General features: G+C 68.8%; 16 protein-coding genes. 9 read left to right on the forward strand and 7 right to left on the reverse strand.

Translation table 11 applies throughout. The annotated features are described in order from the left end of the window. Positions 1–138 precede the first annotated feature (138 nt). The 5 genes from ACYQR9_RS14560 to ACYQR9_RS14580 form a co-directional block, all read right to left on the reverse strand. Positions 139–834: an urease subunit beta gene (locus ACYQR9_RS14560; protein WP_461226886.1), complete on the reverse strand. Its 696-nt coding sequence runs from the start codon at positions 832–834 to the stop codon at positions 139–141. Positions 835–994: 160 nt separating this feature from the next. Then, complete coding sequence (locus tag ACYQR9_RS14565) at positions 995–1,693, reverse strand: urease accessory protein UreF (RefSeq protein ID WP_461226888.1); 699 nt, start codon at positions 1,691–1,693, stop codon at positions 995–997. Continuing rightward, positions 1,693–2,157 carry an urease accessory protein UreE gene (gene ureE / locus ACYQR9_RS14570; RefSeq protein ID WP_311275535.1) on the reverse strand — a complete coding sequence of 155 codons (465 nt, stop codon included), beginning with the start codon at positions 2,155–2,157 and terminating at the stop codon, positions 1,693–1,695. The genes ACYQR9_RS14565 and ureE overlap by 1 nt, the downstream gene beginning before the upstream one ends. Positions 2,158–2,334: 177 nt before the next feature. Continuing rightward, positions 2,335–2,556 (reverse strand): hypothetical protein, encoded by a 222-nt coding sequence (locus ACYQR9_RS14575; RefSeq protein ID WP_207412753.1) that lies wholly within the window; start codon positions 2,554–2,556, stop codon positions 2,335–2,337. A 371-nt stretch (positions 2,557–2,927) separates the two neighbouring features. Continuing rightward, positions 2,928–3,623, reverse strand: a complete 696-nt coding sequence (locus ACYQR9_RS14580; protein ID WP_200919077.1) for a GntR family transcriptional regulator — start codon at positions 3,621–3,623, stop codon at positions 2,928–2,930. Between the two features lie 94 nt (positions 3,624–3,717). Here ACYQR9_RS14580 and ACYQR9_RS14585 point away from each other — a divergent pair, with 94 nt between their 5' ends. Continuing rightward, a complete protein-coding gene (locus ACYQR9_RS14585) occupies positions 3,718–4,734 on the forward strand; it encodes a ribokinase (RefSeq protein WP_461226890.1) in 1,017 nt (338 codons plus the stop codon). Positions 4,735–4,763: 29 nt separating this feature from the next. Here ACYQR9_RS14585 and ACYQR9_RS14590 read toward each other — a convergent pair whose 3' ends face one another. Both ACYQR9_RS14590 and ACYQR9_RS14595 read right to left on the reverse strand, forming a co-directional pair. Beyond that, positions 4,764–5,555, reverse strand: a complete 792-nt coding sequence (locus ACYQR9_RS14590; RefSeq protein WP_461226892.1) for a hypothetical protein — start codon at positions 5,553–5,555, stop codon at positions 4,764–4,766. Positions 5,556–5,737: 182 nt separating this feature from the next. Further along, positions 5,738–6,406: a LuxR C-terminal-related transcriptional regulator gene (locus ACYQR9_RS14595; protein WP_210348520.1), complete on the reverse strand. Its 669-nt coding sequence runs from the start codon at positions 6,404–6,406 to the stop codon at positions 5,738–5,740. Between the two features lie 247 nt (positions 6,407–6,653). On the opposite strand from ACYQR9_RS14595, the gene ACYQR9_RS14600 reads away from it, so the two are divergent. The 8 genes from ACYQR9_RS14600 (at position 6,654) to ACYQR9_RS14635 (ending at position 16,750) form a co-directional block, all read left to right on the forward strand. Then, positions 6,654–7,238, forward strand: coding sequence for a hypothetical protein (locus ACYQR9_RS14600; protein WP_056426427.1), 585 nt, complete (start codon positions 6,654–6,656; stop codon positions 7,236–7,238). Positions 7,239–7,241: 3 nt separating this feature from the next. After that, positions 7,242–8,336 carry an AAA family ATPase gene (locus tag ACYQR9_RS14605; RefSeq protein ID WP_461226894.1) on the forward strand — a complete coding sequence of 365 codons (1,095 nt, stop codon included), beginning with the start codon at positions 7,242–7,244 and terminating at the stop codon, positions 8,334–8,336. 66 nt (positions 8,337–8,402) lie between these two features. Continuing rightward, positions 8,403–10,358, forward strand: coding sequence for an AAA family ATPase (locus tag ACYQR9_RS14610; RefSeq protein WP_461226896.1), 1,956 nt, complete (start codon positions 8,403–8,405; stop codon positions 10,356–10,358). Positions 10,359–10,377: 19 nt separating this feature from the next. Then, positions 10,378–11,757, forward strand: coding sequence for an SEL1-like repeat protein (locus tag ACYQR9_RS14615; protein ID WP_461226898.1), 1,380 nt, complete (start codon positions 10,378–10,380; stop codon positions 11,755–11,757). After that, entirely contained in the window at positions 11,754–13,115 is a 1,362-nt protein-coding gene (locus ACYQR9_RS14620; RefSeq protein WP_461226900.1) for a hypothetical protein, read from the forward strand. Before ACYQR9_RS14615 ends, ACYQR9_RS14620 begins: the two co-directional genes overlap by 4 nt. After that, positions 13,112–14,479 (forward strand): peptidoglycan-binding protein, encoded by a 1,368-nt coding sequence (locus ACYQR9_RS14625; RefSeq protein ID WP_461226902.1) that lies wholly within the window; start codon positions 13,112–13,114, stop codon positions 14,477–14,479. The genes ACYQR9_RS14620 and ACYQR9_RS14625 overlap by 4 nt, the downstream gene beginning before the upstream one ends. A 3-nt stretch (positions 14,480–14,482) precedes the next feature. Then, positions 14,483–15,814 (forward strand): hypothetical protein, encoded by a 1,332-nt coding sequence (locus ACYQR9_RS14630; RefSeq protein WP_461226904.1) that lies wholly within the window; start codon positions 14,483–14,485, stop codon positions 15,812–15,814. Between the two features lie 177 nt (positions 15,815–15,991). After that, positions 15,992–16,750 (forward strand): hypothetical protein, encoded by a 759-nt coding sequence (locus ACYQR9_RS14635; RefSeq protein ID WP_461226906.1) that lies wholly within the window; start codon positions 15,992–15,994, stop codon positions 16,748–16,750. Positions 16,751–16,812 lie beyond the last annotated feature (62 nt).

The following is a 16,812-nucleotide window of genomic DNA, read 5'->3' on the forward strand; positions in this document are numbered from 1 at the left end:
CTCCTTGATACCAAGCGGCACTGATCTTGACCGATGGCCGGGATCAGTGCGTTCGGCGGACGCCCGCCGCCGCGCCGTCGCGCGGGCAGACGACGATGAGGTCTCCTCATCGTCGTCCGGTCTGACACGCCCGGACTTCTAGGCACCCTTGAAGCCGCCGGCTTTGGCCCGCGCCAGGGCGGCGGCGCGGTCCGCCGGCGTATCGATCGTCCCCTGGGTCAGGTCGTTCAGCCCGGTGAGCCGGCGTTCGCCGCCGAACCCCACCAGGGTCACGGTCTTGCGCTGGCCCGGCTCGAACCGCACCGCAGTGCCGGCCGGGATATCGAGGCGCAGGCCGAGCGCCGCTTCACGATCGAAGTCGAGGGCGCGGTTGACCTCGAAGAAGTGGTAATGCGACCCGATCTGCACCGGACGGTCGCCGGTATTGACCACCTCGATAGTCGTGCGGGGACGCCCTGCGGACAGCTCGATCTCCCCCTTGGCGGGCAGGATGGCGCCGGGCTCCAGCGTATCGGCCGGCGCCCCTTCGGCGGGCCGGATCGGCTCGTGCACGGTGACGAGCTTGGTCCCGTCGGGGAACACGCCCTCGACCTGCAGGATCGGCAGCATGGCGGCGATGCCGGGCATGACGTCCCCGGTGGTCAGGATGGTCGAGCCCCACCCGATCAGATCGGCGACGCTGCGCCCGTCGCGGGCGCCTTCGAGGATCTCGTCGGTGATGATGGCGACGGCCTCCGGATAATTGAGCTTGAGGCCGCGCGCGCGACGCTTCCGTGCCAGTTCCGCCGCCGTGAAGATGGTCAGCCGTTCGAGTTCGGTCGGTGTCAGCAGCATGGGCAATCCTCAACGCATGACGCGGCAGAAGGAGGCGGGTCTTCCGAGCCGCCATGCGGCAAGACGTGAATCAAAAAACCGCGGGCCGGCAAACCACAGATCGATCGGGGCGCTGCGGGCTCGAAGGTGACAATCGGGGCCCGCCTTACGGAACCGCACCTCAATTCGCGAACAAGCGCAGATCGGCCCGCGCATGGCGCATGGTGGCGATCTCGATCAGCGGTGTGAAGGCAACGAGCATGATGTCCGGGCTTTCCTTGTCGTCCCGGGCCGCCCCCTGCATAGGTTGGGCCGCAATCTCCGCCAGAACCGGCATCAGGGCGGTCAGGATGCGCTGAGCCTCGATGGCGCCGACCAGCCCGAGCCTGACGGACGCGGTGACGAGGGCAGTGGCACATTGGTAGCCGGCGATCTCGGTGATCGCCGTTTCGTCCAGACCGAGGGATCGCCACAGCGCGCCCTGCATCACCGCCAGATGCCCGAGAAGGCGGCCGTCGCGCACGGCGCGTTGCAACCCGTCGGCCCCCGCCGTCCCGATGCGGGTATGGGCGGCGAGCAGCGCACCACCGTTGCGGCGGCTGCCCGTGCGCATCGGCTCGGGCAGGCAGGCCGCCTCCATGGCGGCATCGATCTGGGCGAGCCGCGCGAGATCCCCCGCCGCCCGATGCGCCAGAACCAAGGCGACCCGGTCGCTGCCGGCCCAGCGGTGACGTAGAACGGCCTCGACCGCATGGCCCAGTTCGGCCCCGCCGAGGCCGTCGAGTAGCGCCGCAAGCCCCTCGATCCCATTCGAGAAAGCGAAGCTGCCGCTTGGAAAGGCCGAATCCGCCTGCTGCAGGGCAATGAGCCGCTGCAGCATCAGGCGGCCTCGTTCCGAGCGTCGAGTCCATGCGTCACGCGTCCGCCAGAGACGAGATCGCCGAGGCGCGCCAGATAATCTTCCGGAGGACCTTCGAGCGCGACGAGAAGATCGTCACCATCGAACCGGACGCGCCAATGCAGGTTGCCGGCGTGGTAGCCAAGTTCGAGGGCGGCGATCCTGTCCCTGGGCGCGAGCCGAAGCCAGCGTTCCGCCCCGACCCGCACCACCACGGCCCGGTCCGCATCCAGGATCAGAACGGCACCGTCGAACAGGGTTTCCTCGCGGGGCAGGGCGATGGCGATCTCCTCACCGCCCCTCGTCGTCGCCCGTAACCGCCGCCGGGCCATGTCGGCGCTGTCGATCGCCAGGATGTCGACGGCATGGCGGTGATCGAGATGATGCAGGCGGTGCGCGATCTCTGGATCGAGCCTGCTGCCTACGATACGGTCGATGACGTGCATTCGGTATCCGCTTCCCCGCAAGGTCCGGGAGACGAGATCAGGCTCAGTCGTTCCGGGCAGCCAGCTATCGGGCGAGCGTATATCGAAACGCGTCCACTGCAATCGCCTGCAGCCATCTTTTCCCATTCAGGCGGTAAGACGCAGGACGGGCCCTGATGCCGGGGCGAACTCGTGGCGCTACGGCGCCGCTGCCCCCGCAGTCAGGGGAGGACGGTAGAAGGCTCCGATTTCGCGGATCAGATCGCGCCGCTGCTCCTCCACCAGATCCGAGAGGATGTCATCGTGATCCCGGCTGATGACCGAGAGCAGACGCACATTCGGATACTTGCCTTCGAAAACAACGAACACTTCCGCCTCCCCAGAAGGGTCGAGGGGATCGAGGCAGTAATGGTTAGCCATACCGAGACTCCGAGCCATCGCGACAAGAACTGGATTTCATCGAAATCCTTCCGACAAGGCGGCCACCAAACATTCACTCGTCGTTTCTAATCTTCCGAAACCTGTATCTCTCGGAAAATGACCTGTTCGGCCACTCAGCATTTCCAAGCGGCACATAGCGATGAAGACGATCACGCCCATGCCTTGGGGACGTCGGCCTCGAATCGGCTGCTCCGATTGCCTCCACGGCTATCACGCAAAAGTAATGGCCGCTACCAAAATGGGTCCAAAATCAGCAATTCCACAGTATTCACATAATTTGTAAAGAGAATGGTACCCTTGACTGGTACCAAAACGGGAGATGCCCGTCGGTCCGGCCGTGGCCATCGTCCTTATGTGCGCAGGCGCAGCCGGTAGGCGTAGGCATCGCCGCGGAAGAGCCCTTCGACATACTCGATCAAGCGGGAATCGGTGCCGTAGGAGCGGCGCTTGATCAGCAGGCAGGGAAGCGGCTCGGAAAAGCCGAAGATCGCGCATTCCTGCGCCTCGGGGGAGGCGGCCTCGATGGTTTGCTCGCAATCGACCAGGGGAACGCCGCACTCGGCGAGGCGAGCATAGATGGACCCCGACAGGTCGACCTCGGCGAGGCCGGGCGCGAGACCGAGATCGTACCAGGCCTTCTCCACGGAGAGTGGAATGCCGTCCCCCATGCGCACACGCACGAGTCGGAGGAACCGGGCGGTGGACGAGAGACCGAAGATCGAGGCGATGGAGCGGTCCTCGCCGATCGTCCGTTCGAGAATGCGGGAGGAGGGGACGCGACCCAACTCGTGCATCTCCTCGGTGAAGCCCTTGAGGCGCTCCATCCCGGGCTTGATGCGCCGGAAGCCGTCTTCCACGATGTAGCCGTTGCGGCCATGCGCGCTCACCAGGCGCTGCTGGCGCAGAGCGTCGTAGCATTGCTGGACGGTCTTCCTGCTGATGCCGAGATCCTGCGCAAGCTTCCGTTCGGCTGGCAGCGTGGCTCCGGGACCAAGAACACCGTCCGTAATCATGGCCCGGAACTGGTGCTCCAGCTGCCGATACATCGGAAGAGCCGTGTCGTTCTGGATGCGGAGGTTCGCGAAAACGCTTGGTGTTTTGGTCAATGCGGCGGCATCGTGCGAAGAGCGTGCGGGCAGCGTGTCACTGTCCCTTCCTTACAGGATCTTGCGGCGGGCTCGCTACATGGGAAGCGCCTTCGTGCTCGGGAGTTTCGTCGCGGCCGGCACGTTCCGGGTCGACCGGCTTCCCCATCCCGGCGAATCCCTCCTGGCCTCCGCCGTCGCCTGGGAGCCAGGAGGCAAGGGGTTCAATGTCGCCGCCGGCCTGCGCAGGCTCGGCGTGGAGGTCGATGGGCTGATCCCGGTGGGTACGGACCATCTCGCGGCGCTGGCGGATCCCGCGCTTCGGCGGATGGGCCTGCCCGCCGCCATGATACGGCACCATCCAGGCTCCACCGGCATCGGCGTCGGTTTCGTCGGGGCCGATGGCGAGAATTGCCTCGCAGTCCATCCCGGCGCCAACCTGCTCCTGTCGCGGGAGACCGTGCGCTCGGCGGCGGCGAGCCTCATCTCCTCCGCGATGGTGATCGCGCAGTTCGAGATCGGCGACGACGCCATCGCCGAAGCCTTCGTGACGGCGCGCGTGGCCGGCGTCCCGACCCTGCTCAATCTGTCGCCGTTCCGGATGACGCAGCCGGAGATCTTGTCGGAGATTCTGGCATCCACCACGATCCTCGTGGTGAACCAGACCGAGGCGGAGGCTCTCCTCGGATTCCTGTACCCTGGGCGGGCCGGCGGCAACGACCTGCGCGCCGTGGCCGGGAAGCTCGCGGAGGCGCTGCATGCACGCGGCGTGGAGGCACTGGTGATCACCTTCGGCGCGGCCGGCGCGCGGATCGTCCTCGGCGGCTCGACCGTCCTGGACCAGCCGGCCTTCCCGGTGACGGCGATCGACACGATCGGTGCCGGCGACGCCTTCATCGCAGGCCTGGCGGCGGGCCTCCTGACGGGCAGATCCTGGAGTGAGTGCGGACGGATGGCAGCCGCCTGCGGCGCCCTCGCGGTGACACGAAGCGGCGTCCTCGACGCACTGCCCGATCCAGGTGAGGTAGCGGAATTCCTCTGCGCCTACCCACCCCCGATGGAGGCCCCATGACCCGGCCGGGTTGGGGATGGCGGCCCGCCTCAGCGATAAGTGCCCCTGACTTCGTCGAACGCGTAGGTCCGGGCATCCCGGCCCGTCGCAGGGCGCACCTTTCCATCCTCGCCACGGACCGTGCCGGTGAGGGTCACCCGGATGGGAGGCCATGCGAGGGGCTTGAACGAATCCTCCGCTAGGATCTCGAGCTGACCCAGGCTCTTGCCCATCCCGCAGGGTTGCCCGTCATCGGAATCGCAGGCGGCGGTGTCGTCGGACCCGGCGGGGACCTCACCGGCCACCCTCCAGCGAAGCGGCACCTTGCTGAAATGCAGCAGGAGGAAGCTGAGGCTGTGCGCGCCCGCCGCTCCAAAGGATGTCAGGCGCAGGCCCATCACCAGACGAATCCGGTTCACCGGCCTCATCACGGCTCCGAGTGCCTCATCCACTTGGGGAGCGTCCCCGTTGCGGTTGCCGGTCCCGATCTGCCCGATATCGGCCTGCACGCCCTTGAGGCGCCAGTGCATTTCCTCCAGGGCGAAGGTTGCGGCGGCGATGGTCCGCCGGTTGGGCATCTCTGCAATTTCCCCTGGCGCCGCCATCGTCGCAAAGCCTGTGAACCAAGTTCCGGTCGAGGTGGAGATCGTTGTCCCGTACCAGAACTCCGCCGGGCGCCCGTCCTTCATCCGGCAGGTTCCGGTCTCGGCGCGCGCTGGAATCCCGCAGATCGCCGCCAGAACGGTCTCCTTCGGCGGCTGAACGACGTCCGGATCGGCCGAGGCGGGCGAGAGCCCGCCGACAACCGAACCGGCCAGGACCAGCATCGCCCACACGCTCACGCGCCTCGAACACCCATGACGATCACTGGATCTCTTCACGGGGCCAGACCGGGGATGGCCCCCACGGGGCCGATACGGGATGGAACACATGGACGGTGAAGCCTCGCCGGCATCCGGCATGCCGGACAGTGAGAGATCGGCCCCAGAGGGCAATGCCCGAGCACCCGCCCCGGCAATCCGGATCATTCGAACACACCGGCATTGGCCGCCTTCGCAGCAGCGGCGGAGCGGGAGGTGACGTCGAGGGCCCGCAGAAGCGCCGAGACGTGGATCCGGACCGTGAACGGGGAGATGTCCAGTTCCCGGGCGATCTCCTTGTTCGTGTGCCCCATGGCGACGAGGCGCAGGACGTCACGCTGGCGCTGCGTGAGCGGCGGAAGGGTGAGGCGCGGGGTGGTGAGGCCCGAGGCGGTGCTTCGCCTCATCACGCTCTCGCCATCGCGCAGCGCCGCGATCGCCTGCGAGATCTCCTTCGCGGGCAGGGATTTCCCGATGAACCCGTCGGCGCCCTCGGCCAAGACGGCGCGGATCACGGCTTCGTCCTCGATTCTGGAGACGACGATGATCGAGGCCTTCCGGAATTCCTCGCGCAGCGCACCGATGGAGCGATGGGGATCGATCCCGGGAAAATCCGGGTCGAGGAGAAAGGTCTGCGGTGGCGGTCCGGCGCGCGACAGTGCCAGAACCTGCTCCATCGAGGCGGCTTCTCGAACGAGGGCTTCCGGGTAGAGCCGTTCGGCGATGTGGATCATCCCCGCGCGGAACAGCGGATGGTCATCGGCGACGATGATCGTCTCTTTCAACGTCCCGATCACTCCACTCCCGACCAGGGCATCGGATTCATCCCGCATGGGACCGAGCTGGTGGCTTACTGCCTGGACAGAGACAGGAAAGGTCAAGGCGGACGCCATAGGTCATGTGTACTAGTAGACCGATTTTTAACAGGTGCATAGAAGCTTGACCGATTAAGAAACGAGAAATTGCCAGGATTTTTTAGAATAATTTTAATATTTAACGTACGGGATAATATTTATTAATAAAAATATCAACTTATACTAGGAGTTTCAATTATTTTAGCCAGAATATGGAGCTGTAAAGATGTCGAATACTGAGCATCAAACGCAAGCTCAGGACAGGAGCGCCGATCTCAAAGCGGCTCCTGCGGGACCGGTTCAGGCAAAGCCGGCCGTTTCACCGAGCATCATCGCCTTGGCGGGTGGCATCGTGGCGGCGGGCGCTATCGCGGCCTTCCTGCTCATGGGTGGCGGAGAGATGGCGGGGACGGCCGAACGCCCGGCCCTGAACCTCGTCAAGACGAGCGAGATCGACAAGGCCGCCGAGACCCTGGTGCCGGAGGAGAAGGAGAAGCTCGTCACGCAGGCCAAGGCCTGCACCGCGCCGCTCGGCAACATGCGCCTGTCGAAGATGACGGCGAATGCCGGCGGCGTCGTGCGTATCCGGGCGGGCAACTACCTCTCGCCGGCCTTCAACGTCGCCGAGGGGCCGATCAACATCGCGGTCCCGTTCCCCGCCCCTTACGAGGTCGGCAGGGGAGAGATCGTCGTCGAGGGCGCGGCCAAGGACGTCTTCTTCGAGCTGACGCCGGGCCTGAAGATCGACACGACGGGCGGCGTCCAGCGGATCCCCGTCATCTGGAACACCAGCAAGCCCTGCGGAGGCTGACCGATGTCGAAATCCGCCATCATCCCGTTCGTCATCTCGGGACTTCTCGTCGCGATCCTGACGCCTTTGCTGATGAGCACGGAGTACGGGCCGGTGGCATGGTGGAACGCCGCCGGAAGCGAGTTGCGCTGGCAGGCCGCCATCTGGTCGGCCGCCGCCCTCTTCGCCGCCCTCGGCCTCGTGGTGACGGCTACGGCCGCGCGGCGGGCCGAGGCGGGCCTGGGGCAACCGGCCGGGGGCTTGAGCCTGCCGCGCCTGCTCTTCGCCCCGCGCCGCATCGTCGAGGCACGTTCACCCGACGAGGTCATCGCCACGCTCGAGGGGATGGTCGGCCTCGCGCCGGTCAAGCGCGAGGTCAACGCCCTCATCGCCCGGCTCGAACTGGAGCAGCGCCGCCGCGCGGAAGGCCTACCGGTCTCGGCGATCAGCCAGCACATGATCTTTACCGGCCCGCCCGGCGTCGGCAAGACCGAGGTGGCGCGGGCGATCGGCGAGATCTTCCGCGCCCTGAACGTCCTGCGTCGAGGCCATCTCGTGGAGGTCGACCGCGCCGGGCTGGTGGCGGGCTATGTCGGGCAGACCGCCGCCAAGACCCTGGAGAAGTGCCAGGAGGCCCTCGACGGGGTGCTCTTCATCGACGAGGCCTACACCCTCGCGGGCGGGTCCGGCGGCGGCGATTTCGGCAAGGAGGCGATCGACACCCTGCTGAAGTTCATGGAGGACAACCGCGACCGGATCATCGTGATCGTGGCCGGCTACACCAACGACATGCGCCGGTTCATCGACACCAATCCGGGGCTCGCCGGGCGCTTCACCAAGACCATCGAGTTCCCGCCCTACAAGCCGAAGGAGCTGTGCGAGATCCTCCGGCGCATGGCCGCCCGCCAGCAATTCACGCTGCCCGAGGGGTTCGAGGCGGCGCTGACTCCATGGCTCGCCCAGCGTTCCCGCTCCGACGACTGGTCGAACGCCCGCGAGATGCGCACCCTCCTGGAGAAGGCCCGCGAAGCGCAGGCCGCCCGCGTCGCCCTGGAGGGCGGCGACATGCGCCGCCTGGAGATCGTCGACCTGCTCTTCGCGATCGGCGAGGACGCCTGAGGGCCAGCGCCCCTTCCGGACCACGACACGCACCGCGCCCGACCCGCATCAAGGCACGTCACATCCATGGAACGCCTCGACAAGCATCCCGCCGCCCTCTTCCTGGCCATCGTGCTCGGCGCGACCGCCCTGGTGGTCGCCCTACGGCCGGACGTGCTCGCCCCCCTGGCGGCGACACCCTCGGCCCTGCTGCGCAACGTCCTGATCCTGGGGGGAATCGTCGGCGGCCTGCTCGCCGCCACCTACATTCCGGCCCGGATCGCCGGCATGCGGCGCGCGATGGATCAGGAGAGGGCGAACCGGAAGATCCGTCCGATCCAGTTCGAGGATGACGGCGCGGCGGTGGAGAAGAAGGACCTCCTCGCCACGGCGCTGGCGACCCTGGACGGCATGGTCGGCCTCGCGCCGGTGAAGGCGGAGGTGAAGGGCGTCATCGCCCGGATGCAGGTGGAGCAGCAGCGCCGCGCCCAGAACCTGCCCGTGGCGGCCATGAGCCAGCACATGGTCTTCACCGGCCCTCCCGGCGTCGGCAAGACCGAGGTGGCGCGGGTGCTCGGCAGCGTCTTCAAGGCGCTGAAGGTGCTGCGCAAGGGACATCTCGTCGAGGTCGACCGGGCCGGGCTGGTGGCGGGCTATGCCGGCCAGACCGCGATCAAGACCCTGGAGCGCTGCAAGGAGGCCCTCGACGGCATCCTGTTCATCGACGAAGCCTACGCGCTGGCACCCGGCGGGGCCGGCGGCGGCGATTTCGGCAAGGAAGCGATCGACACCCTGCTGAAGTTCATGGAGGACAACCGCGACCGGATCATCGTGATCGTGGCCGGCTACACCAACGACATGCGTCGGTTCATCGACACCAATCCGGGTCTCGCCAGCCGTTTCACCAAGACGATCGAGTTCCCGCCCTACAGCCCGCCGGAACTCGCCGAGATCCTGCAGCGCATGGCGGCCAACCAGGGCTTCGTCCTGCCGGAGGGCTTCCAGAAGGAGCTGATCCCCTATGTGAGCGCCCGCTCCCGCGCCGAGGATTGGGCCAATGCCCGCGAGATGCGCACGGTGCTGGAGAAGGCCCGACAGGCCCAGGCGATGCGGCTCTCCGCCCATCCCGGCGGCGACATCAACCGGTTCGAGCCCTCGGACATCGCCGCCGCCCTCGGCAGCCAGGGCGCCGGCGCGGTCGACATGGAGGAGGCGCGCAGGGTCATCGGCCGCCTCGAGGCGATGATCGGGCTCGCCCCGGTCAAGCAGCAGGTGAAGACCGTGGTGGCGCGGGTCCTGGTGGATGCCAAGCGGCGCGCGGAGGGCATCGAGGTCGGCGCGGTGAGCCAGCACATGGTGTTCACCGGTCCTCCCGGCGTCGGCAAGACCGAGGTGGCGCGCATCATGGGCGACATCTTCAAGGCTTTGGGCGTCCTGCGGAAGGGCCATGTGGTGGAGGTCGACCGCGCCGGGCTAGTGGCGGGCTATGTCGGGCAGACCGCGGCGCGGACCCTGGAGCGCTGCAAGGAGGCCCTGGACGGCATCCTGTTCATCGACGAGGCCTACACGCTGGCCGCAGGCGGCGGTGGTGGCGGCAGCGATTTCGGCAAGGAGGCGATCGACACCCTGCTGAAGTTCATGGAGGACAACCGCGACCGGATCATCGTCATCGTGGCCGGATACACCGAGGACATGAGCCGGTTCATCGACACCAATCCGGGGCTTGCCGGCCGCTTCACCAAGACGATCGAGTTCCCGGCCTACGATCCCTACGATCTCCTCGAAATCCTGCGCCTGATGGCGACCCGGCAATCGTTCCGGCTGCCGGCCCGGTTCGAGACCGTGCTGCTCCCGTGGATCGAGCGGCGCGCGCAAGGCCGCGACTGGGCGAACGCGCGCGAGATGCGCACGCTCCTCGAGCGCCTGCGCGAGGCCCAGGCCCTGCGGCTCTCGGCCGATCCGCTCGGCGATCACGGCCAGTTCGAACTCGTCGACGTCGAGCGCGCCATCGGGGGCACGGCGCCCTCCGCCACGGCGTCGTGACCGCATGAGATCCGGCACGATGACCGCGCGCGCCGCCGTCCATGGCAGCCTGTGGTACGAGGATCCCTGGTACCGCCTGGCCTGGCTCGCCCTGCCGCAGGCCGGCACCGTTCTGCTCGCCAACCTGCTCTTCGCCCTCGTGGCGCAGGGCGAATGGGGTCGGCCCGCCACCGGGTCCCGGCAGCGCGCCGCCGAACTCGAAATCCTGCGCGACCGCGCGGGCGGGGAGGGCGACGCCGCCGCGCTGAACCAGCTCGCGGCCGGAGCCAAGGCGGGGGAGATCGACGCTCAGACCCGGCTGGCGACCCTCTACGATCCCCTCGTCGCCGGACGATTCCCGCGCAAGACCGTGCCGAGCGATCGTGGGCGCGCAACCGAGCTTTACCGGGCCGGCAGCGATGCCGGGGATCCCGCCGCCATGGCGCGCCTTGCCGACCTGCTGCTCGAGGATTTCAACCCGGGCGACGACCGGACACGGGGATGCCGCCTGGCCAAGGCCTGGCTCGACCATCCGGCGACGACGCGGGACATGCTCCGCGGGGAGGAGCGCCTGGCCGAGAAGCTCGCCCGCTGCCTCGTCGATGCCGAGAGCGGCATTCCCCAGGATCCGCGGCGGGCCGGCGACCTCATCGTCGACACCCTCCGGCTGAAATACGAACCGTCGATCCGCACCTATGTGCGCGGCCTCGGCCTGCACAAGCCCGCGCTGATCCGCGCGCTGCAGGAGGCGATGGCGGCGCGGACCGTCGGCCGCTACACCGGTCCGGTGGACGGGCTCGTCCACCCCGAGACGATCGCGGCGCTGGAACGGGAGGCGGGCCTGCGCCCGTTCCTGCCGGAGCCCGCCCCGGAGCGCCGCGCCGAGACCGGCACCGGCCTGACGGCGGAGGAGTTCCGCAGCCTCGCCCAGGCGGCGACCCGGGATCTCGCCGCCCTGGCGCGGGTCCAGGCCATCGCCGACCGGGGGGATGCCACCGCGCTGGCGACCCTCGGCTACCTCTACAGCCCGTTCCTCAACAAGGGCGAGGTCTTCGCGCCGGACGCCCGGCGGTCCGCCGCCAATTTCGAGCGGGCCGCAGCGGCCGGCGCCCGCGACGCCGCCGCCCAGGCGGCGGGTCTCTACGACAAGGGCGCGGGCGCCCTGGAGAAGGACCCGGACCGGGCGGCCTCCCTCATCCTTCGCCAGCTCGAGCTCGATCCGGGCTACCAGGTCTTTCTGACGGACCCGGTCTTCGGCGCGACCTGGAGCCCCGCCTTCTGGGGAGCGCTCCAGCGGGCGCTGGCGGCGCGCGGCATCTACACCAACCCGGTCGAGAACCGCCGCAACGACGCGGTCATCGCCGCGATCCGACGCTTCGCCCAGGCGAACGGGACGGCCCGGAGCCCATCGAGACCATGAGCAACGCGCGAGACGAGTGGCTGCGCGCGCACGCGGCCCTATGGTACGGCGATGCCCGCTACCGCCTGGCCTGGTTCGGCTTGCCGCAGGTGGTGACACTGGGGCTGGCGGGGCTGTGCCTGTCCCTGGCCGCGCAGGGGGAATGGGGCCAGCCGGCCACCGCCTCGAAGGCGCGGGTGGCCGAGCTGACGACCTTGCGCGACCGGGCCGGCAAGGAGGGCGACCTTAAGGCGTTCCAGGAACTCACCGCCGCGGCCACGCGCAACCAGATCGACGCCGCGACCAAGCTCGGCACGCTCTACGACCCGCTGACCGCCGCCTATTTCCCGAAGAAGCCGTCGCCCAACGACTTCTCCCGGGCCGCCGCCCTCTATGCTCCCGGCGCCGCGGCGGGCGACCTCCTGGCGATCACGCGCCTGGCCGACGTGCTCCTCGATCCGGCCAACCCCAACGGCGATCTCAAGCGGGGCTGCCGCCTCGCCCAGACCTGGATGGACGACCCGGAGACGCTCAACCGCACGATCTCCGGCGAGGAGCGCGTCACCGTCAAGCTCGCCAAATGCTATGTCGAGCCCGAGAGCGGCCTGCCGCAGGATCCCGTCAGGGCGGGCGAGCTGGTGACCGCCGTGCTGTGGCGCAAGCACCAGCCGACCATCGACGCCTTCGTCAACAATCTCGGCATGCAGAGCCCGGCCCTGGTGGCGGGGATCCAGCGCCATCTCGCCAAGTCCGGGCGCTATATCGGCCTCGTGGACGGGCGCGCCAATCCCGCCATCGTCACGGCCCTCCAGGTGGAGGCCGGGATCAAGAACACCGTCGCGGCCCCGCGGCCCGAGCCGCGCAAGGTGGCGCCGAGCGGGCCGGACCCGGAAGTCACGGCCCTGGCGGGCGCCGCCATGGCGGGAGACCGGGGCAAGATGGCTCAGCTCAAGAGCTGGGCCGATTCCGGCGACGCGGACGCGCAGATCGCCTATGCGCGCCTGTTCAACCCGGTGCGGAACAAGGGGCAGGTCTTCGCGCCGGATGCGCAGGTCGCCGTCGCGTATTACGAGCGGGCCGCCGCCGCCGGCAACGTCATGGCGGCGGGGGAGGCCGCCTCGATCTACGATCAAGGCTGGGGCAACGTCGCCAAGGATCCGAAGAAGGCGGCCGCCCTCGCCCTGCGCGGCGTCGACCTCAAGGACGATCAGGTCACCTTCTGGCTGCTGTTCGAGGAAGCGGGCAGTTGGAGCGGCCCGTTCTGGGGCGCCCTCCAGGCCGAGCTGACGGCGCGCGGCTTCTACACGCTCCCCGTCGAGAACAAGCGCAACCCCGCCGTCATCACGGCCCTGCGCGCCTACATGAAGGCGAAGTCGTGAGCGGGACCGACCGGCTCGGCGCGCATGCGGCGCTCTGGTACGCGGATGCGCGCTACCGTTCCGCCTGGCTCGTCCTGCCCCAGGCCGCCATCGCCCTCGTGGCCGGCCTCGCGCTGCTCTTGCTGAAACCCACGGCGGATTGGGGCAAACCCGCCGACAGCAAGGACAGCGAGAAGATCTATCTCGACCTCCTCGACAAGGCCGGCAAGGATGGCGACAAGGCCGCCTTCGAGAAACTGAAGGCCGCGGCGGATGCCGGCGACATCTCCGCCCGCTCGTTCATGGGTGCCCTCCACAATCCCGAATGGGCCGGGATCTACGTCAAGAACCCCGTCAAGCCCGATGCCGCCACCGCCCTGAACTATTATCAGAAGCCCGCCGATCTCGGTTATCCGGGCGCCCAGCGGGGCATGACCGATCTCCTGCTCAACCGCGGGCGCGGCCAGTACGATCTCAAGCGCGGCTGTCGCTACGGGCTCGCCTTTCAGGCGAACCCGGTCGCGATCCGGAACAACTATCTGGGCTCGTGGTCGACACTCTTCTGGATCGCCGGCTGCTACGCCGACGCGGAGAGCGGCGTGCCGAAAGACCCTCAGAAGGCCGCCGACATCTACATGGACACGGTGGCGGCCAGGCTGCCGCTGGCCATCGGCACCTTCACCGACGATCTCGGCCGCCAGCCCTCCGATCTCGTGGCCGCGATCCAGCGCAATCTCACCCGGCGCGGCTTTTATTCCGGACCGGCCGGCGGGGCGGCGACGCCCCAGACCCAGGCGGCCATCCGTGCCCTGTCCGGCACCGCCGCCGCTCCGCAGGCTCGGCCCACCGATCCGGGCCAGCCGCCGCCCCAGGCACGCCCCACGGCGCCGGCGCCGAGCACCGACGAGATGATGGCGCTCTTCAAGAGCGCGACCACCGACGCCGCCGCCGAGGGGAAGCTTCGCGCCCTGGCGGAGAACGGTGTGTCGGTGGCGCAGTATCTCTACGCGCTCCTCCTGTCGCCGGCCAACACCAACAAGCAGCGGATCACCATGCCCGACGCCGCCCTGGCGAGCCGCTATCTCGACCGCCTCGTGGCGGAGCGGTCCTTCGCGCCCGCGGCCGCGGCGGCGGCCTTCCTCTACGATATCGGAGGCGCCAATCTCCCCCGCGCCCCCGGAAAGGCGGCGGACATGACGATCCGCGCCCTCGAATTGAAGTCCACGGACATCATTCAGAATCTCAGCGAGGACCAGTGGGGCGCCGGCTTCTGGGCGGCGCTGCAGCAGCGACTGGTCGACCGGAATCTTTATCACGGCCGTATCGTCGATCAGCGCAACGACCGGACCATCCAGGCGGCGCGCCGCCTCCTCGGCAACCCTTAGGAGATGCCCGTGGCGGCTGATCGCGGTTCGAGTTCCCTGGCGTACCCGGCGCGGCTGGCCCGGTGCTGCCTCGCCCTCCTGGCGGGGATCGTCGGGCTCGGCCTCGTCCTGCCCGGCGCCGCCGAGGCGCAGATCAAGGTCCGCAAGGCCGATTGCTACGTCGAGGCCGATGGCAGGATCGCCATCAACGGCGTCTGCGAGTTCCTGACCGACGCGCGCAGCTACAGGACGGGCGGGTTCCGTCTCGCCACTTACGAGAACGGCTACCTCCGCTACGGGGTGGTCGTGGCGGTGACGAGCCCCGGAAGCGGCACGGCGACATGGAACGAGACGCCCGGCGGCAAGCCCGACGAGGGTCCCTCCGAGGCCGTCACCTCCGGCGGGGCCTGCTGGACCGGGCCACGCACCCGGACCTGCGCCTGGAAGATCGGCGAGGGCCGTCCCGGTTTCGCCGGGGGCGGCGTCGCGCCGGCGCCCGGGATCGGCGCGCCCCGCACCGCCGATTGTCTCATCGAGGTCGGGGGCGCGGCCCGGATCGACGGCCCCTGCCAGTTCCGGGCGGATGCCGGACAGGACGGGGCGGGCGGATTCGAGGTCCGCTCCTATGCCAGGGGAGGGCTGGACTTCATCGCGCGGCTCACCCGCGATCCACGGGACCTGCAGAAGGCCACCGCCTCGTGGAACGAGCGCCCCGGCGCACCGCAGGCGACGGCTCCCCTCGGCACCCTGGCGGCCAAGGGGCCGTGCTGGGAGGGTGTGGGCGCGCGTCTCTGTGTCTGGCAGGCCGGACAGTCTCGCGGCCCGTCGGACCGGCCCGCCGCCGGTACCGATCCGGGCCGCGCCCCGCCGACCGAGACCGCGCGCCCGGCCTCGCCGCCCGTGCCCCGGGACAATGCGGGGACGGGGGCGGAGACGGGGGAGACACCGCCGGGGATGGTCCTGAAGTTGACCTTCAAGGGCCGCTGCGAATCGCTGGTGATCGATGGCGAGGACATCACCGCGTCCTGCGCCCCCACCGCCAGGAATTCCTCCACCACCGGGTCGGCGCGTGCCGAGTTCGTGTTCGGAACCTCCGACGACCGGGAGGTCAGCTTCCTCGCATCGGCGAAGGGATGGGTCGAGAGCGGCACCCTGCGTCAGCCCATCGACGAAGTGATGTACGAGGAGCGCGGCCAGAGCCTCCTCGTGAAGGCCAAGGGCGTCTGCGAGATGCCCAACCCCATGGGCGGTCCCGTGGTGATCACGTGCAGCGCCCAGACGTCCAACAGCACCTACACCGTCCGCTTCCGCACGGATGGCGGCAAGCCGGTCCTGGAGCGGTCCAGCCCCGGCTGAGCGCCCGCCACGACTCGCCCGTTCCATCCCGAAGCCGAGGAGAAGCCCATGACACACCGCCTCCCGAACGCGGCCCTCCGGTCCACCGCGCCGCTGCGATGCTCGGCCCTCCGATCCTTGGCCCTCCGATCCTTGGCCCTCCGATCCTTGGCCCTGCGATCCTTGGCCCTTCGATCCTTGGCCCTTCGATCCTTGGCGCTCGCCGGCCTCCTCGGGCATGGCCTCGTGCTGCCGGCGCTCGCGGAGACGGAGAACAAGACCGCCCGCCCGGGCCAGCGGATCTTCCTCCAGGGCTTCACCCATTATTTTCCCCAGCAAGGGTGCCGTTCCAAGGCGGCCTTGATCAGCCTCGTCTCACCGCCGCGCGGCGGGCGCGTCGAAACCCGGCGGGAGCTGAGAGTACTCGGCAGCAAGATCGACGAGCGAGGCGCCACAATTCCGCAGGTGGATGGCTGCGAGGACGTGAAGAAGGATTCGATGTCGATCTTCTACACCGCACGGCCCGATTTTTCCGGTCTCGATACCCTGTCCGTCGCCGTGACCTTCGGCGACGGGACGACGGTGCCCTACACCTTCCGGATCACGGTGCCGGAGGGCGAACGCCGCCAGGCTCCTGCAGTCTCGCAGGCGCCGGCCCCGCGCGGCAACGGCGCGGGCCAGGCCGCCGGAACCACCGCGACGGCACCGGCGGCGCGGGCCGCCAGCACCGGCGACTTCCTGCGCGACACGGTCCGAGAGGCGACGCCCGCTACCCGGCAGGCCCCGGAATCTCCCCCTGCGAAGGCGGCCGATGCACCGGGCGCTACCGCTTCCGCGCCTCCAGCCCGCGTCGAAGCCCCGCCGCCCGCTCGGATCGAAGCCCCGACGTCTCCGCCCGCCCCGCGGGAAATGGCGCCCGCGCCCCGGCCCCGTCCGGCTCCCATGCCTCAGCTGTGATGTGTCCCGTCTCGGAATCCGGTGGTCCGCGCGAGCGCTGCCGCAGCACCGCCGCCGATGAC

The sequence above is a fragment of the Methylobacterium sp. CM6241 genome (assembly GCF_054817845.1).

Bases quoted from the DNA above. Each gene is read 5' to 3' on its own strand.
- ACYQR9_RS14595 (WP_210348520.1), bottom strand. From the start codon at position 6,406: ATGCGGGATGAATCCGATGCCCTGGTCGGGAGTGGAGTGATCGGGACG.
- ACYQR9_RS14580 (WP_200919077.1), bottom strand. From the start codon at position 3,623: ATGTATCGGCAGCTGGAGCACCAGTTCCGGGCCATGATTACGGACGGT.
- ureE (WP_311275535.1), bottom strand. From the start codon at position 2,157: ATGCACGTCATCGACCGTATCGTAGGCAGCAGGCTCGATCCAGAGATC.
- ACYQR9_RS14610 (WP_461226896.1), top strand. From the start codon at position 8,403: ATGGAACGCCTCGACAAGCATCCCGCCGCCCTCTTCCTGGCCATCGTG.
- ACYQR9_RS14575 (WP_207412753.1), bottom strand. From the start codon at position 2,556: ATGGCTAACCATTACTGCCTCGATCCCCTCGACCCTTCTGGGGAGGCG.
- ACYQR9_RS14630 (WP_461226904.1), top strand. From the start codon at position 14,483: ATGCCCGTGGCGGCTGATCGCGGTTCGAGTTCCCTGGCGTACCCGGCG.
- ACYQR9_RS14560 (WP_461226886.1), bottom strand. From the start codon at position 834: ATGCTGCTGACACCGACCGAACTCGAACGGCTGACCATCTTCACGGCG.
- ACYQR9_RS14565 (WP_461226888.1), bottom strand. From the start codon at position 1,693: ATGCTGCAGCGGCTCATTGCCCTGCAGCAGGCGGATTCGGCCTTTCCA.
- ACYQR9_RS14615 (WP_461226898.1), top strand. From the start codon at position 10,378: ATGACCGCGCGCGCCGCCGTCCATGGCAGCCTGTGGTACGAGGATCCC.
- ACYQR9_RS14600 (WP_056426427.1), top strand. From the start codon at position 6,654: ATGTCGAATACTGAGCATCAAACGCAAGCTCAGGACAGGAGCGCCGAT.
- ACYQR9_RS14605 (WP_461226894.1), top strand. From the start codon at position 7,242: ATGTCGAAATCCGCCATCATCCCGTTCGTCATCTCGGGACTTCTCGTC.
- ACYQR9_RS14620 (WP_461226900.1), top strand. From the start codon at position 11,754: ATGAGCAACGCGCGAGACGAGTGGCTGCGCGCGCACGCGGCCCTATGG.